Origin of the sequence: Janthinobacterium tructae, assembly GCF_006517255.1 — a bacterium.
Taxonomy (GTDB): domain Bacteria; phylum Pseudomonadota; class Gammaproteobacteria; order Burkholderiales; family Burkholderiaceae_D; genus Janthinobacterium; species Janthinobacterium tructae.
Genome location: NZ_CP041185.1, coordinates 5,148,212 through 5,173,918, shown reverse-complemented (window position 1 = coordinate 5,173,918; position 25,707 = coordinate 5,148,212). Strand labels below are relative to the sequence as shown.

The following is a 25,707-nucleotide window of genomic DNA, read 5'->3' as shown; positions in this document are numbered from 1 at the left end:
TATGGATAAATACATGCAACGACAAAACGTCCCTTATTTCAGCGTCGGCCTCACCGGCGGCATCGGTTGCGGCAAGAGCACCGTGGCCGACCTGTTCGCCGCGCACGGCGCCACCATCGTCGATACCGACCAGATCGCCCACAGCCTGACGGCACGGAACGGCGCCGCCATGCCGGCCCTGGTGGCGGAATTTGGCCCCGACTACGCCGATGCGCGCGGCGCCCTCGACCGCACAAAAATGCGCAACCTGGTGTTTGCCGACGCCGCCGCCAAGGCCAGACTGGAAGCCATCCTGCATCCGCGCATCCGCCAGGCCACCCTGGCGGCGGCCGCCGCAGCGACGGGCAGCTATGTGATCTTTGCCGTGCCCCTGCTCGTCGAGTCCGGCGGATGGGTGGAAAGAGTCAATCGCGTGCTGGTCATCGATTGCCTGGAAAGCCTGCAAGTGTCGCGCGTGATGGCCCGCAATGGATTATCGGAAGAACAAGTCAAAGCCATCATGGCCACGCAAGCCACGCGCGCCATGCGCCTGGCGGCGGCGGACGATGTGATCGACAATAATGGCGATTTGGCCGCCCTGGCACCGCAGATTGCCCAGTTGCACGATTTATATCTGGCATTTTCAAAAAGAATGGCCTGAATCGGGCCGCAACGTTTGTAATTTGTCGACGCTTGGTTCAAAATCACGGGATTGTTTGCAGGTCCTTACTTAAGGGAATTATTTTGATTGTCTACGAATACCCTTTCAACGAACGCATACGTACCTTGTTGCGTCTGGAAGACCTGTACGACAAATTCAAGTTCTTCATCCAGCAAGAGCATGCAATGCAGCACCATGTTGCCTTGGCAACTATTTTCGACATGCTCGAAGTGGCCGGCCGCGCCGACCTGAAGTCCGACCTGCTGCAGGAACTCGAGCGCCAGCGCCAAAGCCTGCTGGGCTACCGCAGCAATCCGAATGTGGAGCCGGAAACCCTGGACGCCATCCTCGGTGAACTCGACAGTGTCAGCGGCGCCCTGGTGGCGGCGCAAGGCAAGACGGGGCAGAATATCCGCGACAATGAATGGCTGATGAGTATTCGCGGCCGCACCATCATCCCGGGCGGCGCCTGCGAATTCGACTTGCCTTCCTACTTTGCCTGGCAAAAACGCAGCTCCGAGCAGCGCCTGACCGATATCCAAGCCTGGTTCGCCCCGCTGGCGCCCTTGTTCGATGCGCTGGCCCTGGTCTTGCGCCTGCTGCGCGATTCCGGCGGACCCGTTAAACTGATCGCCAATGGCGGCAGCTACCAGCAAATGCTGCAAGGCAAGGTGTATCAGATGCTGCGCCTGAGCCTGGATGAAAATATCGGCGCCATCCCGGAAATTTCCGCCAACAAATATATGCTGTGGGTACGCTTCACTACCCAGGGTGGCGACTTGAAACCCAAGCCGCTGGAAGTCGATGTTCCATTCGAGCTCACGCTCTGTAATTTTTAACTGTTACTTATTTGCCCCATCATGACCGTCGTTAACTGCCCTACCTGTGCCGCCAAAGTCGAATGGACTGAAGCCAACAAATTCCGCCCCTTCTGCTCGGAACGCTGCAAACAGATCGACCTGGGTGCCTGGGCCGAGGAAAAATACACGATCCCCGCCGCCGATCCGTTCGAAGATCCGCTCGCGGACGAAGACAACAAACCGCAGTAAGCCCCAATAAGCCTCAACTAAACGGATTTTCCAGCCGCAGTCCCTGCGTCACGAAACTGTCAAGCCTGCCGCTGACCACCGTCAAACCATAGGCGATACCCATCGCCGCGATCTGTCCATCGACGCCGTGCGCATGGCCGTGGCCATGCAGGCGCGCGCACACGAGCGCGCAATCGAGGTCGAATTCCAGCAGCCGCGGCGCATACTCTGCCAGCACGGCTTCCAGCCAGCCTTCCAGCGCCAGTGCTTCCAGCGCCGCTTCGCGCCGCCAGCTGCGCTGTATGCCCGCACACAACTGCGCGATCACCTGTACCGGCACATAGCGCGCGTCAGGTGCTACCCGTTCGAAAAATGCGAGCACACCTGCCGGTGCAGCGCCGCCCTTGCGCGCCGCAACGATCACATCCGTATCGAGCAGATAGCCAGGCATCGGCATGGCGGGTCAGGAGCAGCGCTGGAAATCCGCGTCGTGCTCCACGTCGGGCATGCTGCGCAGAATATCGTCGAGCGGACGCTTCGGCAGCGGTCGCAAGGCGCTGCGCAGGATGTCGCGGTGCTCCTCTTCGAGGCTGCGCCCATGCGCGCGGGCACGCTTGTGCAGCGCGGCGATCAGTAATTCATCGGTATCGGTAAAGATCAGTGTCAGCGGCATGCGAAACTCCCCGGTGCTTGATGCAAGCACTGTAGCGCAAAGCGCGCACGATACAAGGAAAGTCACAGGAAAGCTTGCGCCAGCGCGCAGCATGGCGCTGCCCGCTGGCACAAGTGGGGGTCAGGCAGGCGCCAGGGATTCCCGGCGCACCTCGTCGAGCCATTCCAGCAGGGGAATGGTGGCTGGCAGCAAAGGTTCCACGCCGACCGTACCCTGCCAGGCGAACGCCTGCCCTTCCAGGCTTTGCGGCTCGCCGCGCCATTCGCGGCTGATATAGAAATGCAGGCGCACATGGGCGTGCGGATACACATATTCGACGCCGCACCAGGCCTCCGCACTGTCGATATATAAACCCAGTTCCTCGACAAATTCGCGTTTCAAGGCGTCAAAAATGGCTTCGCCCGGCTCGACCTTGCCGCCCGGGAATTCCCAATAGCCATCATACGGCTTGCCGGCCGGACGCTGGCCCAGCAGCACGTCGCCATTCGGCTTCATCAGGATGCCGACGGCGACGTCCACCGGTGTCACTTTCACTTCGCTCATTGCGGCAACTTTCCTGCAGGTAGTTTCCCAGCATAATCACGCGCGAATTGCCAAGCGACACGGCCCGAACGCGAACCGCGCTGCAAGGCCCAGCGCAAGGCATCGCCGCGCGCTTGCGCGATCTGCTCCGGCGTGCAGCCGAAGGAAGCGAGCCAGTGGGCGGCGATATCGAGGTAATCATCCTGCTTGAACGGGTAGAACGACAGCCACAGGCCGAAGCGCTCGGACAGCGAAATTTTTTCTTCCACCGTCTCGCCCGGATGCAAATCGCCATCGTCGTCCGTCTTGTAGCTGGTATTGTCCGACATGCGTTCGGGCATCAGATGACGGCGGTTCGAGGTGGCGTAGATCAGCACATTGTCCGATTGCGCGGCGATGCTGCCATCGAGCGCCACCTTCAGCGCCTTGTAGCCGCTTTCGCCCTCTTCGAACGACAGGTCGTCGCAAAAGATGATGAAGCGCTCGGGGCGCGCCGCCACCAGGTCGACGATGTCGGGCAGGTCGGCCAGGTCCGCCTTGTCGACTTCGATCAGGCGCAGGCCCTGGCCGGCAAACTGGTTCAGGCATGCCTTGATCAGGGATGACTTGCCCGTGCCGCGCGCACCCGTCAGCAGCACGTTGTTGGCCGGACGGCCACCGACGAACTGGCGCGTGTTCTGTTCAATTTGCGCTTTTTGCGTGCCGATATTGTGCAAGTCGTCCAACGCGATGTTCGACACATGGGCCACGGCCTGCAAATAAGCTGCAGCGCCCTGGCGCCGGCGCCAGCGGAAGGCAAAGCTGGTCCAGTCGGGCGCGGGCGTCGCCTGCGGCAGGATCGCTTCCACGCGCGCCAGCAAGCTTTCCGCGCGCAGCAGGAATTGATCGAGACCGGTCATGAGCGGTAGTCGGCGTTGATCGACACGTAGTCATGCGACAGGTCGCACGTCCACAAGGTCGCCGTGGCGTCGCCGCGCGCCAGTTTCACGCGGATGGTAATTTCGCTTTGCTGCATCACGCGCTGGCCATCCTGTTCCTGGTAGTCCGGATTGCGGCCGCCATTCTTGGCCACCCACACGTCGTCAAGGTACAAATTCAATTGCCCCACGTCCAGGTCGTCCACGCCCGCGTAGCCGATGGCGGCCAGGATGCGGCCCAGGTTCGGGTCGGAGGCGAAGAAGGCCGTTTTCACCAGCGGCGAATGGGCGATGGAATAGGCGATCTTGCGGCACTCTTCCACGTTGCGGCCGTCTTCCACGGTCACGGTCATGAACTTGGTGGCGCCTTCGCCGTCGCGCACGATGGCTTGCGCGAGGAAGGTCGACAGTTCGGTGACGGCAGCGGCCAGTTGCGCATAGTGCGGCGAGTCGATGGAATCGATGACCAGGCTGCCGGCGCCCGTGGCTACCAGCATGAACGAGTCATTGGTGGACGTGTCGCCGTCGATGGTGATGCAGTTGAACGATTTGTCGGCCGCCTGCTTCACCAGCTGGTCCAGCACCGGTTGCGCCACGGTGGCGTCAAACGCGAGGAAACCGAGCATGGTGGCCATGTTCGGCTTGATCATGCCGGCGCCCTTGCTGATGCCCGTCAGGGTCACCGCGTGGCCACCGATGGTGACGCTGCGCGAGCCGGCTTTCGGCTGCGTGTCGGTGGTCATGATGGCTTCGGCGGCCGAGAACCAGTTGTCAGAAGTGAGCGCGGCCACGGCTTGCGGTAAGCCGGCCACCAGGCGCTGCACGGGCAAGGGTTCGAGGATCACGCCGGTGGAAAACGGTAAAATTTGCTGCGGCGTGCAGCCCAGCAGCTCGGCCAGTGCGGCGCAGCTGGCCTGTGCGTCGGCCAGGCCCGATTCGCCCGTGCCCGCATTCGCGTTGCCCGTGTTGACCAGCAGCGCGCGGATCGGCGCGGCGCCGGCCGTCACGGCGGCCAGGTTGGCTTTCGCAATTTGCACGGGCGCGGCGCAGAAGCGGTTCAAGGTGAATACGCCGGCCACGGTGGCCGTCGGCGCCAGTTTCAATACCAGCAAATCCTTGCGGTTGGGTTTCTTGATGCCGGCTTCGGCAACACCGATTTCAATGCCGGCGACGGCTTTCAAGTCGGCGGCGACGGGCTTGGGAGAATTGACGGCCATGGTGAGTTCTTCTGCGAGGGAAAATGGAAGCGCTATTGTAGCGCCTTCGCGGCGCCGTTGAACATACGGCAAGTGAATAGTCGCAACGGCCCCGGCTGCGCCAAAGCGGGTCGGCAGCGTGGCCAGGTTTGCGATTTATCAGAACCATGCCACCTGGCGGCGCTAAGGTATGGGCATGGACGATGGTGAGTCATGCCATCGTACCGGCCAGAGAGGATGTCATGGCGCATGGTCAGTCAAACCGAATGCAGCACAGCGATGCGGGTCTGTCATGCCTGTTGCGTCTGTTGCGTCTGTTACGCCTGTTTTGCCTGTTTTGCCTGCTGGCATGGTTGACGGCCTGTACGGTGCAGGATGGCGTGGCGTACCGTCTGGACGGCGATTCTGCCGAACTGGCATCTGAAGCGCCGCCTGGCGCGGTAGCGCAGCCATCGACGATCGGGCCGTCGGGCAGTGCATGGTCGGGCATGGGCGGCTTGCTGGGTAACCTCGGCAATCTGGTCGGCAGCACCGGCAGTGGCGGCACGCTGGCGTCCGGCAACGAGACTGCGCCAGCCGGCGCCATGCACGTCACCGTGTATTACGCCACCGACAGGCAATACCAGGCCCGCAGCCACAATTATGGCTGGCAGCCCAACCGTGCGGCGCCCTACCTCAGCTATGGCAGCGTCGTGGTGAGCATTCCTGAAAAAAGAGCGCCGGGCGAACTGCCGTTGCCGCCCTGGTACGCTATCCTTTCCAGCGATAATGCGCAAAAATATGTGCTGATCAAGGCAGCCTCGCGCCTGTCGCGCGCGGATTTTCTCGCCACCGTCAAGGCCAGGATACAGGCTGCCCCGGAACGGCAGGCCGCCTTCATCTACATCCATGGCTACAGCAACTCCTTTGACGACGCCGCCCGGCGCACGGCGCAGATGGCGGTCGACCTCGATATCGGCGCCCTGCCCGTGTTCTACAGCTGGCCGTCGAAAGGCACCTTGGCCGGCTATGAATACGACCAGAATTCGGCCGAATGGACGCAGGCGCACCTGCAGGCCTTCCTGGCCGACTTCGCGGAACATTCTTCCGCCACGGATATCTACCTGATCGCCCACAGCATGGGCAACCGCCCGATGACCGTGGCCCTTGCCAACCTGCTGGAAAAACGCCCCGACCTGCTGCCCCTGTTCAAGCAGGTGGTGCTGGCGGCACCGGACATCAATGCCGATATCTTCCGCGACCAGATCGCCCCCCGTTTTGCCAGCCTCAAGCTCCCCACCACCCTGTACGCTTCCGCGAACGACAAGGCCATCCGCGCTTCCTACACCTTTGCCGACTGGGACAGGATAGGCGACATCCGCGGCCCCGTCGTCGGCATCCCCGGCATGGAACTCGTCGATGCCTCGACCGTCATCATGAACTTCATGGGACACGATTACTTCGCCAGCAACCGCGTCTTGCTGACCGATATCGCCACCATGATCAAGACGGGGCAACGGGCAAGGAACCGTGGCGGATTGAAAGGCATTCCATCGCAGGCACCGCAATACTGGGCATTTCCCTGAACTCATGAACACGCAGCGCATGCCATTGCGGACATAAAAAAACGGAGACCGCGGTCTCCGTTTTTTGTTCAGGCTGCGAAGCCGGCTTTAGGCCAGCTTGCCGTGGCAAGCCTTGTACTTCTTGCCACTGCCGCAAGGGCATGGGTCGTTGCGGCCCACTTTGACGCCCATGCTCACGCTCATGTCGTCGACATTGTCCGTGTTGCCGCCTGCCGCAGGCGCCAGCAGTTCTTCCGGCGCCGCGTTCGGATCGAACTCGGCATGCTGGTAGTGCACGTTTTCCACGTGCGACTGCTGCATCGCCTGTTCGGCCGCATCGACTTCTTCGCGCGACTGAATACGCACCGTCATCACGTGTTTCGTGACGTCGTTCTTGATCATGTCGAGCATCTGGCCAAACAGTTCAAACGCTTCGCGCTTGTATTCCTGTTTCGGGTTCTTCTGCGCATAACCGCGCAGGTGTATACCCTGGCGCAGGTGATCGAGCGCCGCCAAGTGTTCACGCCAGTGGCTGTCGACGCTTTGCAGCATGACATTGCGCTCAAAGCCGCCAAACGATTCCTTGCCGACGATATCGATCTTCGACTGGTACACGGCATCGGCCGCGACCAGCACTTTTTCCAGGATCTCTTCGTCCGTCAGGGTCGAATCGGCTTCCAGCATTTGTTGCAACGGCAAGTCGAGCTGCCATTCGCTGGACAGGGTATTTTCCAGGCCCTTGATATCCCACTGCTCTTCCACCGATTCGTGCGGCACGTACTCATGCACCAGGTCGGTGAACACGCCATGGCGCAGCGAGCCGATCATTTCCGAAATGTCGGTCGTTTCCAGCAGTTCGTTACGCTGCTGGTAGATGACTTTACGCTGGTCGTTGGCGACGTCATCGTATTCCAGCAATTGCTTGCGGATGTCGAAGTTACGCGCTTCGACCTTGCGCTGGGCCGATTCGATCGAACGCGAAACGATGCCTGCCTCGATCGGTTCGCCTTCCGGCATTTTCAGACGATCCATCACGGCGCGCACGCGGTCGCCGGCGAAAATGCGCAGCAGCGCATCGTCGAGCGACAGGTAGAAGCGCGACGAACCCGGATCGCCCTGGCGACCGGCACGGCCACGCAGCTGATTGTCGACGCGACGCGATTCGTGGCGTTCGGTACCGATGATGTGCAAACCGCCCGCATTGACCACGTGGTCATGCAAGGATTGCCATTCATCGCGCAGCTTCTGCGACTGGGCGGCCTTGTCGGCATCGCTCAGTTCAGCATTGGCTTCGATGAACTTGATCTGGTTCTCGACGTTGCCGCCCAACACGATGTCCGTACCGCGACCGGCCATGTTGGTGGCGATGGTGATGGCTTTCGGACGGCCTGCCTGGGCGATGATTTCGGCTTCGCGGGCATGCTGCTTCGCGTTCAGCACGTTGTGCGGCAAACCGGCCTTGGTCAGGATGCCCGACAGCAATTCCGAGTTCTCGATCGAGGTCGTACCGACCAGCACGGGCTGGCCGCGCTCGTAGCAGTCGCGGATGTCGTTCAACATCGCGTTGTATTTTTCCGCCGACGATTTGTAGACCTGATCCTGGCGGTCCTTGCGCTGCAACGGACGATTTTGCGGGATCACGACCGTTTCCAGGCCGTAAATTTCCTGGAATTCGTATGCTTCGGTATCGGCCGTACCGGTCATGCCGGCCAGCTTGGCGTACATGCGGAAGTAGTTCTGGAAGGTGATCGAGGCCAGGGTCTGGTTCTCGTTCTGAATCTTGACGCCTTCTTTCGCTTCGACGGCCTGGTGCAAGCCATCGGACCAGCGGCGGCCCGTCATCAGACGGCCCGTGAATTCATCGACGATGACGACTTCACTGTTCTGCACCACGTAGTGCTGATCCTTGAAGTACAGCGCATGCGCGCGCAGGGCCGCATACAGGTGATGCACGAGGCTGATGTTGGCCGAATCGTACAGCGAAGCGCCTTCCGGCAGCAGGCCCATTTCCATCAGGATGCGCTCGGCCTTTTCGTGGCCCGCTTCCGTCAGCAGCACCTGGTGCGCCTTTTCATCCTTGGTATAGTCGCCCGGCACGTCAACCTTGCCCTTGCCGTCCGGCGTTTCTTCGCCGATCTGCAAAGTCAGCAGTGCAGGCACTTCATTGATCTTGTAATACAGGTCCGTGTGGTTCTCGGCCTGGCCCGAAATGATCAACGGCGTACGCGCTTCATCGATCAGGATCGAGTCGACCTCATCGACGATGCCGAAGTTCAGGCTGCGCTGCACGCGCTCGCGCGCTTCGTAGACCATGTTGTCGCGCAAGAAGTCGAAACCGAATTCGTTATTCGTGCCATACGTGATGTCGGAGTTGTACGCCTGCTGCTTGGCGCTGTGCTCCATCTGCGACATGTTCACGCCAGTCGACAGGCCCAGCCACGCATACAGGCGGCCCATGGTCTCGGCATCGCGCTGCGCCAGGTAATCATTGACGGTCACGATATGCACGCCCTTGCCCGACAAGGCATTCAGGTAGGCTGGCAAGGTGGCCATCAGGGTCTTGCCCTCGCCCGTGCCCATCTCCGCGATCTTGCCGAAATGCAAGACCATGCCGCCGATCATCTGCACATCGAAGTGGCGCATGCGCAGGACGCGCTTGCTGGCCTCGCGGCAGACGGCAAATGCTTCGGGCAACAAGGCATCGAGCGATTCGCCAGCGGCGATGCGTTCCTTGAAGGCAGGCGTCTTCGCTTGCAGCTCGGCATCCGACAGCTTTTCGATGGCCGGCTCGAGCGCATTGATCTCGCGTACCGTTTTTTGGTATTGCTTGAGCAGCCGCTGGTTGCGGCTACCGAAAATCTGGGTCAGTAATGACATGCTTGAATTCTTGAAAAAACGCCGTTAAAAAAAGCTCGGTAGGTGACAACGAGGTAACAATCGCGTGACCGCACGGAGTTCGACTATGGCAAAAGACGATGATTTTATCATGCGTTCCCGCCAAGGTTGGGCTAATGCACCATATAACAATAGCTTAATGACAAACAAATGGCAGAAATTGCGGACATTTTCCATACTGTAAGGCAATACGGCCGGCCAGCCTGCGCCGCACCCGCCGCCGCACTCGTCATGCGCGGGCGAGTGTGCTATGTTTCGGCCATGCGAACTCCTACCTACTCTCCGGCGCCGCGCCGTGGCTACGGCTTTGCCCGTTCAGGCCCGGCCGTCACTGGCGCAACCGATTTTCTGCGCGGCAACGCCACGATGGCATCCCTGATGCCCACCGTCACGCGCCTGGCCGCCCTGCAAAAAGATTGCGCCAGGGCCTTGCCGGCGATGTTCGAGCATTGCGACATCCTGCAATTTGAAAGCGGCCAGCTGGTGCTGGCCACGCCGAACGCGGCGCTGGCGGCCAAGCTCAAGCAGCAATTACCGAAATTGCAAGGGGAACTGGAAAGAAAGGGCTGGCAGATTTCAGGCATCAAGCTGAAAGTGCAGGTCATCAGGAGCATCGCGCCCATCGTGCATACACGGGCGCTGGTCTTGCCGGAAAAAGCCATGACGGCCCTGGAAGAGCTGAGCACGGCCCTGCCCGCGTCGAAGCAGAACGAGCAATTGATCGCGGCGCTGCGCAATATGCTGCGCCACCACCGCGAACCTAAAGATTAACAACGCCAGGCGGCAGCACGTAGGTCGGATTAGGCCCTTCGGGCCGTAATCCGACCTACGTCAACGACCACTCGCGCTCCATCTGGCGTAAGTAGGATTGCGGCGCCGCCTCGTTGGTATCGAACGAGACGATTTCATACGCTTCCGGCTGTTCCAGCAGCGCCAGCAGCAGCTGGTTGTTCAGTGCGTGGCCGGACTTGTGCGCCGTGTAATACGCCAGCAAGGGGTGGCCCACCAGGTACAGGTCGCCGATGGCGTCGAGGATCTTGTGGCGCACGAACTCGTCTTCATAGCGCAAGCCATCGGCGTTGAGGATGCGGTATTCATCCATGACGATGGCGTTTTCCAGCGAACCGCCACGCGCCAGGCCCATGCCGCGCAAGCTTTCCACGTCCTGCATGAAACCAAAGGTGCGCGCGCGCGCCACGTCGTGCACATACGACACGTCGCCAAAGTCGACGGAGGCGCGCTGCATCGTGCCATCGACGGCCGGATGATTGAATTCGATGAAGAAGTCGAGCTTGAAGCCGTCGTACGGCGACAAGCGCGCCCATTTCTCCGCGTCACCCTTGCCATGACGCACTTCCACCGGCTTGATGACCTTGATGAATTTCTTCGGCGCCTGCTGCTCTTCCACGCCAGCCTGCTGCAGCAGGTAGACGAAGGACGAGGCGGAACCATCCATGATGGGAATTTCTTCCGCATTCACGTCGATGTACATATTATCGACGCCCAGGCCGGCCGCAGCCGACATCAGATGCTCCACGGTAGAAACCCTGGCGCCATCCTTGATCAGCACGGAAGCCATGCGCGTATCGCCCACGGCCATGGCGCTGGCGGGAAACTCGACGATGGGATCGAGGTCGATGCGGCGAAACACGATGCCCGTATCGATCGCGGCGGGACGCAAGGTCAGCTCGACCTTGGTGCCAGAGTGCAAACCGACACCGATGGTGCGGACCTGTTGTTTGATAGTGCGTTGTTTTAACATCTGTCGATTATATCTATTTGCTGACTGTTCGTTGCGGCACGGCATGGGCCAAGCCAGAAAAACCACATCCGGCCGTCATGGATGTTCGCTCTCGGCGTGTACGGCTTCGCGCCGCACCAGGTAAATCCCGCTGCCGATGATGATGGCCGCGCCGATCAGGGTGTATTCGTCGGGCAAGGCGCACCACAGCAGCCAGTCCAGGGCCATGCCCCAGGCCAGGGCCGAGTATTCGAACGGCGCCACGCTGGACGCCTTGCCAAAGCGAAATGCCTCCGTGATGGCCAGCTGCCCCAGGAAGCCGCTGACGGACAGGCCCGCCAGCAGCCACCAGTCTTCGCGGCGGATGCTCACCCACTCATGCGCCGACAGGGCCACGCCGCCGATGGCCATCATCACCATCAGCCAGAAGACCATGCTTTCGCTGGCGTCCGTGCGGCTCAGGATGCGTCCCGTGACGGCCGAAATGGCGTAGCAGGCGGCCGAACCCAGCACGGCAAGGCCGGCCAGCGAAAAGAATCCCGAGCCGTCCGGGCGCAGCGCCACCAGCACGCCCAGCAGCCCCACGGCGATGGCGCACCAGCGCGCGACATCGACTTTTTCCTTCAAAATAAAAACCGACAGGACCGTGATCAGCAAGGGCGCGACGAAGAACAGCGCATACGTTTCGGCCAGCGACATGCGCTTCAAGCCGTAGGCGAACAGGGTGATCATCAGCACGCCCAGCGCGCCGCGCAGCAAGTGCAGCGGCCAGCGCACCTTCAGCACGTTCTTGAAAGCGCCGCGGTACAGCAGGTACAGGCACACGAGCGGCAAGGACGACAGGGCGCGCAAGGCCGTCACCTGCATGGCGGGATAATGGGCGGACAGCAGCTTCATGGCTGTGTCCATCAGGGAAAACATGGCGACAGCGACCAGCATCACATAGATGCTGCGCAGGTTTTGATTGCGGGGTAACAGGACAGACTCCGGGCAAAAGAACGGGACCGTCATCATGGCGACGGCCGGAGCCAGGACCGGCGGGCAAGGCCACGCCGTCAGCCCGATTATAGCAAGCGCGACCGTTTACCTTATGGCACCGGCAACAGCATCACCAGTTTCAAGTCGTGCTGGCGCGCCAGGTGCAAGGTCACCTGATTGAACTCCAGCAGCCCCTGCTGCGCATGCTGGAAGCGGCGCAATCCCCCATCGCGGCCCTGCACCTGCTGCGCGCCCCACCACTGGCGAAATTCAAGGCTGGCGCCGGCCAGTTCCGCGATCAGGCCGGCCAGCGGCGCCTGGTCCGCCTGGCGGCCGATATCGGCGCGGAATTCCGCCACCAGCCGCTGCGCCCGTTCGGGCCAGCCGACGACCAGCGCGCGCGCCCCCGCATCCAGGAACATGAAGCGCAGCTGGTTCGGTGCATCCCCGTCGTCATGCAGCCAGCCCGCAAACAACGCGGACGCCGCCCCGTTCCACGCCACGGCATTCCATTCGCGGTCGAGGATATACGCGGGCGCGTCGATGGCGGCGACGATGGCGGCCAGCTCGGCGGCGGCCGGCCCTCCGCCCTCGCCTGTGCCATGGCTGGGATCATGCTTGTCGGCCACCTCGAACAGATAGGCGCGCTCGGCCGCGCTCAGCTGCAGCACCTGCGCCAGGCGGGCCAGCATCTTGGCCGACGCCGACACGGGCCGCCCCTGCTCCAGCCACGTCAGCCAGGTGGGGCTGACGTCGCACAGCTGCGCCAGCTCTTCGCGCCGCAAGCCCGGCGTGCGGCGGCGCCCACCTCCAGGCAAGCCGGCCATGGCGGGGGTGACGGCTTCGCGCCGGGCGCGGATGAATTCAGCGAGCTTATTCGACATCAGATACCTGCGTGGTAGTAAATATACCAGTATAAGTTATGGTCTTGTTACAGGATAATTTTATCCCTATTCTGCAGGAACTCACCCATCAACAGGAGAAAACCATGCAGCAGCACGATGTCGTTACCGAACAGTTTGGCAAGACGGCGAATGCCTACCTGAGCAGCGCGGTACACGCGCAAGGCGCCGACCTGGTGCTGATGCAGGAATGCGCGCGCCGCCATGGCAAGCCGGCCGTCCTGGACCTGGGCTGCGGCGCCGGCCACGCCAGCTTCGCCGTCGCTCCCGTGGCGCAATCGGTCGTCGCGTATGACCTGGCGCAGCCCATGCTCGACGTGGTCGACTACGCCAGGGTGCAGCGCGGCTTGCACAACATCCGCACGCAACAGGGCGATGTGGCGCGCCTGCCGTTTGCCGACGCCAGCTTCGACATGGTCGTCACGCGCTTTTCCGCGCACCACTGGAACGACGTGGCCGCTGCCCTGGCGGAGGCTTGGCGCGTGCTGCGCCCGAACGGCACTTTATTGGTGGTCGACATCGTCGCACCGAAAACGGCCCTGTACGACAGCACTCTGCAAGCGGTGGAAATGCTGCGCGACGCGTCGCACGTGCGCGACTACCGCACCTGCGAGTGGGGCGCCAAGTTCGATAACGCGGGCTTCACGCACAGCTTGCGCAGCGTGTGGAAACTGACGATGCAGTTCGACGAGTGGGTGGCGCGCATGCGCACGCCAGGCGAACGCGTAGCAGCCATCCGCAACCTGTTCGATGGCGCACCCGAAGAAGCGCGCAGATATTTTGCGCTGCAAGACGATTATTCGTTCAGCATCGATGCGGCCATGTTCGAGGCGACGAAACCCTCAGTACAGTAAACGTAAAAACGGCGCCGATGGCGCCGTTTTTTTGAAGGGGTCTGACCCCGTCTAGTTGCGTAGGTTGGATTAGCGCGTAGCGCGTAATCCAACAATGCCAGAGCAAACGCGGTGCGAACGCAGCTCGTCGGCTTACGCTGCGCTAAGCCGACCTACGCCGACCTACGCCGACCTGCACAGGTCCACCCACGCTGCACTCTGCTTAGGCCAGCTGGCCCAGCAAGGTTTCCGCATTCGACACTTCAAACTTGCCGCCCTGCTCGACGTTCAATTGCGTCACGACGCCATTGTCGACCAGCATCGAGTAGCGCTGCGAGCGCGTGCCCATGCCGTGCTTGGAAAAATCGGCGTCCAGGCCCAGGGCCTTGCTGTAGGCGGCATTGCCGTCAGCCATCATGCGTACCACGCCGGTGGCTTTCTGATCGCGGCCCCAGGCGCCCATCACGAACGCGTCGTTGACGGAGATGCACCAGATTTCATCGACGCCTTTGGCTTTCAGGTCGGCAGCGTGCTGCACGTAGCCTGGCACGTGCTGTGCGGAGCAGGTCGGGGTGTAGGCGCCTGGCAGGCCGAAGATGACGATCTTCTTGCCCTTGACCAGGTCTTGCACGTTGAACGTGTTCGGGCCCAGTGCGCAGCCTTCGGTTTCGCTTTCAATGAATTCGGCCAGGGTGCCTTCTGGCAGGGTGTCGCCGATCTTGATGGTCATGTTGACTCCTTGTGTACTGTCGGTTGAGGACGCAGCCCGTTCCGTGGAGCGGACAGCGCCCGTGATCTGGTTCTGCCGGCATGATGCCGACACTGCGCAATAGTATGCCTGACTTGCCGTATTTGTGCAGAAAGTGGCCGCAAAGGCAAAGGCAAAGGCAAAAGTCAAAAACCGCCAAAAAAAACGGCGCCCCTCAGGCCGCCGTCGTGTTTGCTGACATCAGATCACCTTAATCGGCCTGTTTACGCAGGAATGCCGGGATATCGTAGGTTTCCATGCCATTCTTTTCCATCGCGCGCACCTGCTCGGAAGCCGATTCGCGGCGCCATACTGCCGGCGCCTTCATGCCGTCGAAACCGGCTGCTGGCGTAGCCACGCCAACCGTCGTCGTCGCCGCTTGCGCGCTACCCATGGCAGCCGACGGGGTCAGCGGGCTGTTGTGGGTACCGGTGCGCAGCACTTGCTGCGGTACCAGCTGGATGTTTTTCTTGGCGCGGCCCAGGCCCGTGGCCACCACGGTGACGCGGATGTCGTCGCCCATGGCGTCGTCGTAGGCGATGCCTTGCGCGATCGACGCATCCGGCGCGGCAAACGCGCGCACGGCAGCCATGACTTCCTTGATCTCTTTACCTTTCAAGCCACGGCTGGCCGTGACGTTGACCAGCACGCCGCGCGCACCGGACAGGTCGATGCCATCGAGCAGCGGCGAAGCGACAGCCTGTTCGGCGGCGATGCGCGCGCGGTCGACGCCGGAAGCGGTCGCCGTACCCATCATGGCCTTGCCCTGCTCGCCCATGATGGTTTTCACGTCGTTGAAGTCGACGTTGATGTGGCCCGGCACGTTGATGATCTCGGCAATGCCGGCCACCGCGTTGTTGAGCACATCATCGGCGTGCTGCATCCATTCCAGCATGCTTTCGTCTTCGTAGATCTCTTCCAGTTTTTCGTTGAGGATGATGATCAGCGAATCGACGTGCAAGGAGAGCTGCTCCAGGCCTTCGTCGGCGATGTCCATGCACTTCTGGCCTTCGTACGAGAATGGCTTCGATACCACGGCGACCGTCAGCGCGCCCAGCTCCTTGGCCACTTCGGCCACGATAGGTGCAGCGCCCGTTCCCGTACCGCCGCCCATGCCGGCAGCGATGAAGACCATGTGCGCGCCGCGCAGCGCGTCGGCAATGCGTGCGCGCGATTCTTCGGCCAGCTGGCGGCCGACGGCAGGCTTCATGCCGGCGCCCAGGCCGGTATCGCCGATCTGGATGATGTTGTGCGCCTTCGATGTCGACAGGGCCTGTGCGTCGGTGTTGGCGGCAATGAACTCCACACCCGACATGCCTTTGTTGATCATGTGTTGGACTGCATTGCCACCCGCACCGCCGACGCCGACGACCTTGATGACGGTACCTAAAGCTGTGTTATCGACCATATCGAACTCCATGATGTGCTCCTATCAGATGCGGTTTCCAAGCGCCAGGCCTCATATTGGTAGGAGAACTGGAGATTGAAAACTGCGGTTAAATATAAAATAAAGTTATGTGTGTGTACCTGCGATGCTGCCAAAAAACCTGTGCTGCCGGGCTTGAAGTACGCCCTTAAAAATTACCTAAAAACCATTCCTTCATGCGCTGCCAGACCGCCTTCACCGAGCCATCCTGACGCGTCACGATGTGGCCGCGCAGGTATTGCTTCTTCGCTTCCAGCAGCAGGCCCAATACCGTGGCATAGCGCGGACTGCGCACCACGTCAGCCAGCTGGCCCCGATACTCGGGCGTGCCCAGGCGCGCCGGTTTCAGGAAAATGTCTTCCGCCATTTCCACCATGCCGGGCATGATGGACGTACCGCCCGTGAGCACGATGCCCGACGACAGCACACCTTCATAACCGGATTCGCGCACCACCTGGTGCACCATCGCGAACAGCTCCTCGACCCGCGGCTCGATCACTGCCGCCAGCGCCTGACGCGACAGGTTGCGCGGGCCGCGGTCGCCCAGGCCAGGCACTTCCAGCGATTCGCCAGGGTCGGCCAGGACCTGCTTGGCCACGCCATAGCGGATCTTGATTTCTTCCGCTTCCGCGGTCGGGGTACGCAAGGCCATGGCGATGTCGTTGGTGATCTGGTCGCCGGCGATGGGAATGACTGCCGTATGGCGGATCGCGCCATCGGAGAATACCGCCACATCGGTCGTGCCGCCGCCGATGTCGATCAGCACCACGCCCAGTTCCTTCTCGTCGGGCGTGAGCACCGCATCGGCCGAAGCCATCGGCTGCAGGATCAGGTCCGACACTTCCAGGCCGCAGCGGCGCACGCACTTGACGATGTTCTGCACTGCCGACACGGCTCCGGTGACGATATGCACCTTCACTTCCAGGCGGATTCCGCTCATGCCGATAGGCTCGCGCACATCTTCCTGGCTGTCGACGATGAACTCTTGCGGCACCGTGTGCAGCAATTGCTGATCGGTCGGAATGTTAACCGCTTTTGCCGTCTCGATGACGCGCGCCACGTCGGTCGCCGTCACTTCCTTGTCCTTGATGGCCACCATGCCGCTGGAATTGAAGCTGCGGATATGGCTGCCCGCAATGCCCGCGTACACATTGCGGATCTTGCAGTCAGCCATCAGCTCGGCCTCTTCCAGCGCGCGCTGGATGGATTCCACCGTGGCCTCGATATTCACCACTACGCCCTTTTTCAGGCCCTTCGATTCGTGCTGGCCCAGCCCGATCACTTCGTGGCGTCCGTCGGACATCACTTCGGCTACCACCGCCACCACTTTCGAGGTGCCGATGTCGAGGCCGACGATCAGGTTTTTCGCGTCTTTTGTCATTTCTGTCGCCTAGTTTTTTGGGCTATTGTTAAATTGATTATTCGGTTAAGTCGGTTTTTTAATCGGACTGCCATTTTTCTTCCTGATGGCTGGCGCCGGCCTGCCATCCTTGCCTTCGGCCGGTATCACCAGGCCGGCGGAACTGAGCGCCAGACCATTCTGGTAGCGCATATCGATCGTGTCGATATTCTCCAGCCGGCTCGCCAGCTGCGGGTAGATGCCCACCAGCCGGTCGACCCGCGCCTTCAGGGTCGTATGATTTTGCTCGCGCCCCAGCGCCACGCTCATGCCGTTATCCAGTTTCACGGTCCACGCATAGCGGCTCGACAGCGACAGCGATTCAGGCACCATCTTCAACGGCGCAAACCACTTTGCCAGCTGCACATAGGTGGCCAGTACTTCCTTCTCGCTGCCATCGGGACCGGCAAACGCAGGCAATTCATGGTCGTCTTCGGCTTCGGCTACATTGGCCGTAAACACGTCGCCCTTGACCGACAGCAAACGCCCGTCTTCGCCCCAGGTACCCAGCGCTTCGTGTTCTTCCAGCGCCACGATCAGCTGGTTCGGCCACTCGCGCCGCACGCTGGCACGGCGCACCCAGGGTACCGCTTCGAACACGCCGCGCACGCTTTCCAGGTTGGTCGTGAAGAAATTGCCCTTGATGCGGCCCAAAGTGCCGCTGCGCAGGGTCAGGTAATTCACGTGACGCAGGCCCTTGTCGTCCGCACTTTCCACCTTGATCGTGCGCAGGTCGAACATGGGACGCTGCGACACCCACCAGACGCCGGCCGCCACGCACACGACCAGAACCGCGGCCAGCAAGCCGTTGGCAGTCGTATTGAGGCTTTTAGCGTCATGCCACATATCAGTGCTGTCCCTTGTGCATTTTCAGTCGCGCGCCGGCGACGATTTCCAGGCACAGGTCTTCATAGCTGATACCCACCGCGCGTGCCGCCATCGGCACGAGCGAGTGTCCCGTCATGCCGGGCGAGGTATTGACTTCCAGCAGGAACAACTTGCTGTCGGCCGCACGCATCAGCACATCGACCCGTCCCCAGCCTTCACAGCCGAGGGCACGGTAGGCTGCCACGGCGATGCGCTCCATTTCCGACACAATCGCCTGGTCCAGCTGCGGCGGACAAAAATACTGCGTATCGTCCGTGAAGTACTTGTTCTGATAGTCGTAATTGCCTTGCGGCGCGACGATTTCAATCGGCGGCAGCGCGCGCGCCGTGGCACCCTGGCCCAGGATCGCCACGGTGAATTCGCGGCCCTTGATGAATTCCTCGGCCAGTACCGAATCATCGAGACCGGCGGCGATATCGTAGGCCGCCTGGAAGGCCGATGCTTCATTGACGGTGGTGATGCCGATGCTCGAACCCTCATGCGGCGGCTTGACGATCAGCGGCAAGCCCAGTTCAGCTGCCACTTTGGCCAGGTCGGAGCTGTCATTGAGCACCGCGTACTGTGGCGTCGGCAACTGGTGCATCAGCCAGATCATCTTGGTATAGACCTTGTCCATGCCCACCGCGCACGCCATCACACCGCTACCCGTGTAAGGGATGCCCAGCTGCTCCAGCGCGCCCTGCAGGCTGCCGTCTTCGCCAAAGCGGCCATGCAGCGCGATGAAGACGCGGTCAAATTGCTCGGCAGCCAGTTCGGCCAGGCTGCGTTCGCCCGTGTCGAACGCGTGCGCGTCCACGCCACGGCTTTTCAGAGCGGCAAGTACGCCCGCGCCGGACATCAGCGACACTTCGCGCTCGGCCGAGCTGCCGCCGAACAGGACGCCGACTTTGCCCAATTGTTTAACGTCGATAGCTGAAGCTTGGTTCACGTCAGGCCTTTGCAGTGTGAGATTGATACGTTGTCAGTTGTTGCGGGATGCCGCTGATCGAGCCGGCTCCCATGGTCAGCACGACGTCGCCGTCGCGCGCCACGCTCATGATGGTGTCGGCCATGTCCGTCATGGACTCGACGAAAATCGGTTCGATCTTGCCGCGCGCGCGCAGCGCATGCGCCAATGCGCGGCCGTCGGCGGCGACGATGGGCGCTTCGCCTGCCGCATACACTTCGGACAGCAGCAGCACGTCGGGTGCACCGAGCACCTTGACGAAATCCTCGAACAGGTCGCGCGTGCGGCTGTAGCGGTGCGGCTGGAAAGCCAGCACCAGGCGGCGGCCAGGATAGGCGGCGCGCGCAGCGGCCAGGGTCACTTCCGTTTCCACCGGATGGTGGCCGAAATCATCGACCAGCGCAAAGCTGCCGCCGTTCGGCAGTGCCACGTCGCCATAGCGCGTGAAGCGGCGGCCCACGCCGGAAAACTCGGCCAGTCCTTGCTGGGTGGCGCTGTCGGCGATGCCGATTTCGCGCGCGATGGCGATCGCCGAGCAGGCATTTTGCACATTGTGCATGCCAGGCTGGTTCAACACCACGTCGAGATCAGGATAGCCTTCCTGCAGCACCGTGAAATGCATTTCCAGGCCCACTGCACGCGCGTTGATGGCGCGCACTTCGGCGTCCTGCGCGAAGCCATAGGTGGTGACCGGCTTGGTCACGAACGGGATGATGGCGCGTACGTGCGGATCATCGATGCACAGCATGGCGCGGCCATAGAAAGGCAGACGGTGCGTGAACTGCACGAACGCCTGCTTGAGCTTTTCGAAATCGTGCTCGTAGGTGTCCATGTGATCGGCGTCGATATTCGTGATCACTTCGATCATCGGCGCCAGGTTCAGGAACGAGGCGTCCGACTCATCGGCTTCGGCCACCAGGTAGTCGCCCGATCCGAGCTTGGCGTTCGCGCCGGCACTGGTCAGGCGTCCACCGATCACAAAAGTAGGATCGAGGCCGCCCTGCGCCAGCACCGAAGCGACCAGACTGGTCGTCGTCGTCTTGCCATGCGTGCCGGCGATGGCGATGCCGCGTTTCAAACGCATCAATTCACCGAGCATCACGGCGCGCGGCACCAGCGGGATCTTGCGCGCACGCGCTGCCACCACTTCCGGATTGTCTTGCGGGACGGCGCCCGAGGTCACGACCGCATCGGCGTCGCCGATATTTTCGGCCGCGTGGCCGAGCATGACAGTCGCGCCCAGGCTCGCCAGGCGCTGCGTCGCCGCATTGCTGCCCAGGTCGGAGCCCGACACCTTGTAGCCCAGGTTGACCAGCACTTCGGCGATGCCGCTCATGCCGCTGCCGCCGATGCCGACAAAGTGGATATTGTTTACTTTATGCTTCACAGAGCTAACCTCATGCCAGTTTTTCCAATACGTGTGCGATCGCCTCATTGGCGTCGCGCTTGCCTGCTGCCAGTGCCGCCTGCGCCATCTGCTGGCAGGTATCGCGCGTCAAGGACGCCAGCAGGGTGCTCAGCGACGCCGCACTCATTTCCGTCTGCGGCAGATGAATCGCCGCGCCTTGTTTGGCCATCCATTGCGCGTTATCGCGCTGGTGACTCGTGGTCGACGCCACCAGCGGCACGAGCACGCTCGCCACGCCGGCCGCCGTCAATTCCGACAGGGTGATGGCGCCAGCGCGGCAAATCACCAGGTCGGCCTCGGTATACGCCTTGGCCATGTCGTCGATGAAGTCGACCACATTGGCCTGCACGCCCGCCTGCGCATACGCGGCATGCAGGGCGTCGATATTCTTCTTGCCCGACTGGTGCGTCACCAGCGGACGTTCGCCCTCCGGCATCAGGGCCAGCGCGGCAGGCAGATTGTCGTTCAGCGCTTTCGCACCCAGGCTGCCGCCCACCACCAGGATGCGCAGCGGCCCGCTGCGGCCCGCAAAGCGGGATGCCGGCGGCGCCATGGCGAGGATCTCGGCGCGCACGGGATTGCCCGTGACGACAGCCTTGCCGGCGGCGCTGCCGAAATCAGCGGGAAAACCGAAGCAAACCTTTTGTGCCAGCGGCACCAGCGTCTTGTTCGACAGCAGCAGCGCCGCATCGGCATTGACAAGCACCAGCGGCACGCCCTTCAGGCGCGCCATCAGGCCGCCCGGCACGGTCACGTAGCCGCCCATGCCCATCACCACGTCCGGCTTGCGGCTGGCGATGAAACGGCGGATGGCAAAAAAACTCGCCAGCATCTTGAAGCCGCCTTTGACCGTATGCGCCAGACCCTTGCCACGCATGCCGGAAAATTCAATGGCATCCATGGGAATGCCGTGCTTCGGCACCAGCTCCTGCTCCATGCCATGGGTCGTGCCCAGCCAGCTCACTTCCCAGCCGCGCGCGCGCATGGTCTGCGCAATCGCCAGCCCAGGAAAAATATGGCCACCGGTGCCGGCCGCCATGATCATCAGTCTTTTCGTCGTTTTCAAGTTCGTCACGTTATTCATAGCCGGCCTCCGCGCATCAGGATCCGGTTTTCGTAATCGATGCGCAGTAAAATCGCCAGGCCGATACAGTTGATCAGTACGCCCGTGCCGCCATAACTCATCAGGGGCAAAGTCAAGCCCTTGGTCGGCAGCAGGCCCAGGTTCACGCCCATGTTGATGAAGGTCTGCACGCCGATCCAGATGGCGATGCCTTTTGCCGTCAGTCCCGCGAAGGTCTGGTCGATGGCGATCGCCTGGCGGCCGATATCGAACGCGCGCTTGATAATCCAGTAAAACATGCCGATCACGATCAGCACACCCACCAGGCCCAGTTCCTCGCCGATCACGGCCAGCAAGAAGTCCGTATGCGCTTCGGGCAGGTAGTGCAGCTTTTCCACGCTGCCGCCCAGGCCCACGCCAAACAATTCGCCGCGCCCGAAGGCGATCAGCGAGTGCGTCAGCTGGTAAGCCTTGTTCAGCGCATTGTCTTCCTGCCAAGGATCGAGATACGCAAAAAACCGCTCGCGGCGGAATTTCGACAAAGCGATGATGGTGACGAAGATCGCCGTCAGCATGGCGCCGATGCCGCCGAACCAGATGGCGTTGACGCCACCCAGGAACAGGATGCCCATGGCGATGCAGACGATCACGCCGAAAGCGCCCAGGTCTGGCTCCATCAGCAGCAGCAGGCCGACGAAGCTGACGGCCAGCGCCATCGGCATGAAACCCTTGGTCAGCTTGTGCATGTATTCCTGCTTGCGCACGGTGTAGTCGGCAGCGTACAGCACCATCACCACCTTCATCAGCTCGGACGGCTGCGGCCGCAGGCCCGGCAGGTTCAGCCAGCGGCGGCCACCGTTAACCGACACACCCAGGCCAGGTATCAAGACCATCACCAGCAGCACCAGGGTGCCGATGAACAGCCACGGCGCCATCTTTTGCCAGGTGGCGACGGGAATGCGGAACACCAGCGCGCCGACGATGATCGACACGCCGATGAACAGCGCCTGGCGCACGACGAAATAATTGTTCGTGTAGGCGGCGAACTTGCGCGCGTCCGACAGCGAGATCGACGCCGAGTACACCATCACCATACCCAGCAACATGAGCAGCAGGACCACCCACACCAGCGGCTTGTCATAGTCCATCATCTTCGATTGCCGCGCGCGGCTATCCAGCGGCTTGGCAGCCGAGCCGGAACCAAAGCTGAAAGGCAGTTGGAAGGCCATCAGATATCCTGTCCGTTTTCCAGCGCGATGTCGCGCACGGCGTCGACAAATACCTGTGCGCGGTGCGCATAGTTCTTGAACATGTCCAGGCTGGCGCAGGCGGGCGACAGCAGCACGGCATCGCCGGCCAGCGCCAGGCTGCTGGCGCGCTTGACCGCTTCCGGCAAGGTGGTGCAGTCGATGATGTCCACGCCAGCCGGCTCCAGAGCAGCGCGCAGCGCAGGCGCATCGCGGCCGATCAGCACCACGGCACGCACGTAGCGCGACACGGGTTCAGCCAGCGGCGAGAAGTCCTGCCCCTTGCCGTCACCGCCGGCGATCAGCACCAGGCGCTGCTCCGCACCGCCAAACGCCTTGCCCAGGCCGAACAGCGCAGCCACTGTCGCGCCCACGTTGGTGCCCTTGCTGTCGTCGTAGTATTCGACTTCACCCACGGCCGTGATCAGTTCCACCCGGTGCGGCTCGCCCTGATACTCGCGCAAGCCATGCAGCAGCGGTGCGAACGGCAGGCCGATGGCGCGGCACAGGGCCAGCGCCGCCAGCGCATTCGAGGCATTGTGCTGGCCGCGGATTTTCAGCGCATCGGCCGGCATCAGTTTCTTCGCCATCGTCGGCACCGGTTCCGGTGCCGGATCGTTCTTCTTGCGTTTTTTCTCGATGACTTCTTCGCTGGGCACGGCTTGCGCCAGCCAGAAGATGCCCCGTTCATTGACCAGGCCAAAGCTGTCCACGTCAAGCGGCTCGCCCGTGCCGAAGGTGATCGTCGCGGCCAGCGGATCGGCCATGTGCATAACTAACGCATCGTCGCGGTTCAGGATGCGCACGGTCTGCTCGCCGAAGATGCGTGCCTTGTCGCTCGCATAGGAGGCCATGTCGCCATGCCAGTCCAGGTGATCCTGCGACAGATTCAGAACCGTGGCCGCATCGGCCTGCAGGCTGAACGTCGTGTGCAGCTGGAAGCTGGACAACTCCAGTATCCACGCCTGCGGCAAGGTGCTGGCAACGGATTGCGCCGCTTCAGCTTCGGCATCGACCGGCAGCGGCGCGGGCTCGGCATCGAGCACCTCGCGCAGCACGTCCAGCGCCGCCGGGCTGATATTGCCGGCCACGCGCGTGACCAGACCGGTGCGTTCGCACAGCAAGCCCACCAGGCTGGTGACCGTCGTCTTGCCGTTGGTGCCCGTGATGGCGATGACTTTCGGCGCATAGCCGCGTTCCGCCTTGAGCGCGGCCAAGGCCTGCGCGAACAGTTCGATCTCGCCCCACACGGGGATATTTTTCTCCGCAGCGGCAGGTGCAATCTGCGCCAGTTCGCGGCCCGGCGCCAGGCCGGGGCTGACGGCGACAAAATCGACGCCATCGAGCAGCTCGGCCGTGAAGGCGCCGGCGATGAACTGCGCCTGCGGCACGGCAGCCTGCAGCGCGGCCAGGCGCTCAGGGGTTTCCCTTGTATCGGCCACGCGCACGCAGGCACCGCTGCGGGCCAGCCACAGGGCCATGGCCAGACCCGACTCCCCGAGGCCCAGTACCAGTGCGGTTTTAGCGTCGTACATCATCAGCGCAGCTTCAAAGTGGTCAGGCCGAGCAGCACCAGCATCATGGTGATGATCCAGAAACGCACGACAACCTGCGTCTCTTTCCAGCCTTTTTGTTCAAAATGGTGATGCAACGGCGCCATCAGGAAAACGCGGCGGCCAGCACCATAGCGCTTCTTGGTGTACTTGAACCAGACGACCTGGATAATCACGGACAGCGTTTCGACGACGAAGATGCCGCCCATGATGAACAGGACGATTTCCTGGCGCACGATGACGGCCACGGTGCCCAGCGCGCCGCCCAGGGCCAGTGCGCCCACGTCGCCCATGAACACTTTCGCAGGGTGCGTGTTATACCAGAGGAAGGCTAGGCCGGAACCGGCCAGCGCGCCGCAGAAGATCACCAGTTCGCCGGCGCCTGGAATGTGCGGAATGAACAGGTAGCGCGCATACGTGGCGTTACCCGTCAGGTAGGCGAACAGGCCCAGGGCCGTGCCCACCATCACGGTCGGCATGATGGCCAGGCCATCCAGGCCGTCCGTAAAGTTGACGGCATTGCTGGTACCGACGATGACGCAGTAGGTCAGCGCGATGAAGCCCCACACGCCCAGCGGATAGCTGATGGTCTTGAAGAACGGGACGATCAGGTCGGCTTTCGGCGGCAGGTCCATGGCGAAGCCGGACTGCACCCAGGCGTAGATCAGATTCCACACGTGACCCGCGTCGGGTTCCGACACGGAGACAGAAAACGCCAGGTAAAACGCGGCGACGATGCCGATCAACGACTGCCAGAAGTATTTTTCGCGCGAGCGCATGCCTTCCGGGTCCTGGTGCACCACCTTGCGGTAATCGTCGGCCCAGCCGACGGCGCCAAAGCCCAGCGTGACGATCAGGACCGGCCAGATGAAGCGGTTCGACAGGTCGGCCCACAGCAGGGTGGAAATGCCGATGGCGATCAGGATCAGCACGCCGCCCATGGTCGGCGTGCCGTGTTTTTTCAGATGCGTCTGCGGGCCGTCCGTGCGCACGGCCTGGCCGACCTTCATGCGCGTGAGCATGCGGATCACGGCGGGACCGGCGCACAGGCCGATCAAAATCGCCGTCAGCGTGGCAAAGACGGCGCGGAACGTGATGAAGTTAAAGACCCGCAATGGGCCAATGTCGTCCTGGAAATAATGAGCGAGCCAGAGCAGCAT

25 protein-coding genes are annotated in these 25,707 nt (G+C 62.0%); 6 read left to right on the top strand and 19 right to left on the bottom strand.

Annotated elements, in window-relative coordinates:
* The first annotated feature begins 13 nt into the window (after window positions 1-13).
* The 3 genes from coaE (at window position 14) to yacG (ending at window position 1,689) form a co-directional block, all read left to right on the top strand.
* A complete protein-coding gene (gene coaE / locus FJQ89_RS22775; RefSeq protein ID WP_141171811.1) occupies window positions 14-640 on the top strand; it encodes a dephospho-CoA kinase in 627 nt (208 codons plus the stop codon).
* A gap of 83 nt (window positions 641-723) precedes the next feature.
* Window positions 724-1,479 (top strand): cell division protein ZapD, encoded by a 756-nt coding sequence (zapD, locus tag FJQ89_RS22770; RefSeq protein ID WP_141171810.1) that lies wholly within the window; start codon window positions 724-726, stop codon window positions 1,477-1,479.
* A gap of 18 nt (window positions 1,480-1,497) precedes the next feature.
* Window positions 1,498-1,689, top strand: a complete 192-nt coding sequence (yacG, locus tag FJQ89_RS22765; RefSeq protein WP_034748814.1) for a DNA gyrase inhibitor YacG — start codon at window positions 1,498-1,500, stop codon at window positions 1,687-1,689.
* Window positions 1,690-1,702: 13 nt separating this feature from the next.
* Here the strand turns inward: yacG and FJQ89_RS22760 are convergent, their stop codons facing one another.
* From FJQ89_RS22760 to argJ, 5 genes are all read right to left on the bottom strand, one after another.
* On the bottom strand, window positions 1,703-2,125 hold the full coding sequence (locus tag FJQ89_RS22760) for a type II toxin-antitoxin system VapC family toxin (RefSeq protein ID WP_141171809.1): 423 nt from the start codon (window positions 2,123-2,125) through the stop codon (window positions 1,703-1,705).
* A gap of 6 nt (window positions 2,126-2,131) precedes the next feature.
* Window positions 2,132-2,341 carry a FitA-like ribbon-helix-helix domain-containing protein gene (locus tag FJQ89_RS22755; RefSeq protein ID WP_141171808.1) on the bottom strand — a complete coding sequence of 70 codons (210 nt, stop codon included), beginning with the start codon at window positions 2,339-2,341 and terminating at the stop codon, window positions 2,132-2,134.
* A gap of 120 nt (window positions 2,342-2,461) precedes the next feature.
* Window positions 2,462-2,884: an NUDIX domain-containing protein gene (locus FJQ89_RS22750; protein ID WP_141171807.1), complete on the bottom strand. Its 423-nt coding sequence runs from the start codon at window positions 2,882-2,884 to the stop codon at window positions 2,462-2,464.
* Complete coding sequence (locus FJQ89_RS22745; RefSeq protein ID WP_141171806.1) at window positions 2,881-3,762, bottom strand: ATP-binding protein; 882 nt, start codon at window positions 3,760-3,762, stop codon at window positions 2,881-2,883. The genes FJQ89_RS22750 and FJQ89_RS22745 overlap by 4 nt, the downstream gene beginning before the upstream one ends.
* Window positions 3,759-4,997, bottom strand: a complete 1,239-nt coding sequence (gene argJ, locus FJQ89_RS22740; RefSeq protein WP_141171805.1) for a bifunctional glutamate N-acetyltransferase/amino-acid acetyltransferase ArgJ — start codon at window positions 4,995-4,997, stop codon at window positions 3,759-3,761. The genes FJQ89_RS22745 and argJ overlap by 4 nt, the downstream gene beginning before the upstream one ends.
* 245 nt (window positions 4,998-5,242) lie before the next feature.
* Between argJ and FJQ89_RS22735 the strand changes: the two genes are divergently transcribed.
* Window positions 5,243-6,541, top strand: a complete 1,299-nt coding sequence (locus FJQ89_RS22735; protein WP_168208508.1) for an alpha/beta hydrolase — start codon at window positions 5,243-5,245, stop codon at window positions 6,539-6,541.
* An 87-nt stretch (window positions 6,542-6,628) separates the two neighbouring features.
* Here the strand turns inward: FJQ89_RS22735 and secA are convergent, their stop codons facing one another.
* The gene (secA, locus tag FJQ89_RS22730; RefSeq protein WP_141171803.1) at window positions 6,629-9,397 is read right to left on the bottom strand and encodes a preprotein translocase subunit SecA; all 2,769 of its coding nucleotides are present in this window, start codon (window positions 9,395-9,397) and stop codon (window positions 6,629-6,631) included.
* Between the two features lie 279 nt (window positions 9,398-9,676).
* Here secA and FJQ89_RS22725 point away from each other — a divergent pair, with 279 nt between their 5' ends.
* A complete protein-coding gene (locus tag FJQ89_RS22725; protein WP_116743247.1) occupies window positions 9,677-10,186 on the top strand; it encodes a DciA family protein in 510 nt (169 codons plus the stop codon).
* Between the two features lie 55 nt (window positions 10,187-10,241).
* Here the strand turns inward: FJQ89_RS22725 and lpxC are convergent, their stop codons facing one another.
* The 3 genes from lpxC to FJQ89_RS22710 form a co-directional block, all read right to left on the bottom strand.
* Window positions 10,242-11,177, bottom strand: a complete 936-nt coding sequence (gene lpxC, locus FJQ89_RS22720) for a UDP-3-O-acyl-N-acetylglucosamine deacetylase (RefSeq protein ID WP_141171802.1) — start codon at window positions 11,175-11,177, stop codon at window positions 10,242-10,244.
* A 75-nt stretch (window positions 11,178-11,252) separates the two neighbouring features.
* On the bottom strand, window positions 11,253-12,095 hold the full coding sequence (locus FJQ89_RS22715; RefSeq protein ID WP_141172944.1) for a DMT family transporter: 843 nt from the start codon (window positions 12,093-12,095) through the stop codon (window positions 11,253-11,255).
* Between the two features lie 149 nt (window positions 12,096-12,244).
* Window positions 12,245-13,018, bottom strand: coding sequence for a helix-turn-helix transcriptional regulator (locus FJQ89_RS22710; RefSeq protein WP_141171801.1), 774 nt, complete (start codon window positions 13,016-13,018; stop codon window positions 12,245-12,247).
* 104 nt (window positions 13,019-13,122) lie between these two features.
* Between FJQ89_RS22710 and FJQ89_RS22705 the strand changes: the two genes are divergently transcribed.
* The gene (locus tag FJQ89_RS22705; RefSeq protein WP_141171800.1) at window positions 13,123-13,890 is read left to right on the top strand and encodes a class I SAM-dependent methyltransferase; all 768 of its coding nucleotides are present in this window, start codon (window positions 13,123-13,125) and stop codon (window positions 13,888-13,890) included.
* A gap of 202 nt (window positions 13,891-14,092) precedes the next feature.
* Here FJQ89_RS22705 and FJQ89_RS22700 read toward each other — a convergent pair whose 3' ends face one another.
* From FJQ89_RS22700 to mraY, 10 genes are all read right to left on the bottom strand, one after another.
* On the bottom strand, window positions 14,093-14,599 hold the full coding sequence (locus tag FJQ89_RS22700; RefSeq protein WP_071079380.1) for a peroxiredoxin: 507 nt from the start codon (window positions 14,597-14,599) through the stop codon (window positions 14,093-14,095).
* A gap of 229 nt (window positions 14,600-14,828) precedes the next feature.
* Window positions 14,829-16,037, bottom strand: coding sequence for a cell division protein FtsZ (gene ftsZ, locus FJQ89_RS22695; protein WP_141171799.1), 1,209 nt, complete (start codon window positions 16,035-16,037; stop codon window positions 14,829-14,831).
* A gap of 154 nt (window positions 16,038-16,191) precedes the next feature.
* Window positions 16,192-17,424: a cell division protein FtsA gene (ftsA, locus tag FJQ89_RS22690; RefSeq protein WP_010394955.1), complete on the bottom strand. Its 1,233-nt coding sequence runs from the start codon at window positions 17,422-17,424 to the stop codon at window positions 16,192-16,194.
* Between the two features lie 45 nt (window positions 17,425-17,469).
* Window positions 17,470-18,288: a cell division protein FtsQ/DivIB gene (locus FJQ89_RS22685; protein WP_141171798.1), complete on the bottom strand. Its 819-nt coding sequence runs from the start codon at window positions 18,286-18,288 to the stop codon at window positions 17,470-17,472.
* A gap of 1 nt (window position 18,289) precedes the next feature.
* A complete protein-coding gene (locus FJQ89_RS22680) occupies window positions 18,290-19,258 on the bottom strand; it encodes a D-alanine--D-alanine ligase (protein WP_243136210.1) in 969 nt (322 codons plus the stop codon).
* Window position 19,259: 1 nt separating this feature from the next.
* Complete coding sequence (gene murC, locus FJQ89_RS22675; protein ID WP_141171797.1) at window positions 19,260-20,663, bottom strand: UDP-N-acetylmuramate--L-alanine ligase; 1,404 nt, start codon at window positions 20,661-20,663, stop codon at window positions 19,260-19,262.
* A 10-nt stretch (window positions 20,664-20,673) separates the two neighbouring features.
* Window positions 20,674-21,768: an undecaprenyldiphospho-muramoylpentapeptide beta-N-acetylglucosaminyltransferase gene (murG, locus tag FJQ89_RS22670; RefSeq protein ID WP_141171796.1), complete on the bottom strand. Its 1,095-nt coding sequence runs from the start codon at window positions 21,766-21,768 to the stop codon at window positions 20,674-20,676.
* Window positions 21,765-22,976 carry a putative lipid II flippase FtsW gene (ftsW, locus tag FJQ89_RS22665; protein WP_141171795.1) on the bottom strand — a complete coding sequence of 404 codons (1,212 nt, stop codon included), beginning with the start codon at window positions 22,974-22,976 and terminating at the stop codon, window positions 21,765-21,767. Before ftsW ends, murG begins: the two co-directional genes overlap by 4 nt.
* A complete protein-coding gene (murD, locus tag FJQ89_RS22660; RefSeq protein WP_141171794.1) occupies window positions 22,976-24,532 on the bottom strand; it encodes a UDP-N-acetylmuramoyl-L-alanine--D-glutamate ligase in 1,557 nt (518 codons plus the stop codon). The genes ftsW and murD overlap by 1 nt, the downstream gene beginning before the upstream one ends.
* Window positions 24,532-25,707, bottom strand: coding sequence for a phospho-N-acetylmuramoyl-pentapeptide-transferase (mraY, locus tag FJQ89_RS22655; protein ID WP_071079386.1), 1,176 nt, complete (start codon window positions 25,705-25,707; stop codon window positions 24,532-24,534). The genes murD and mraY overlap by 1 nt, the downstream gene beginning before the upstream one ends.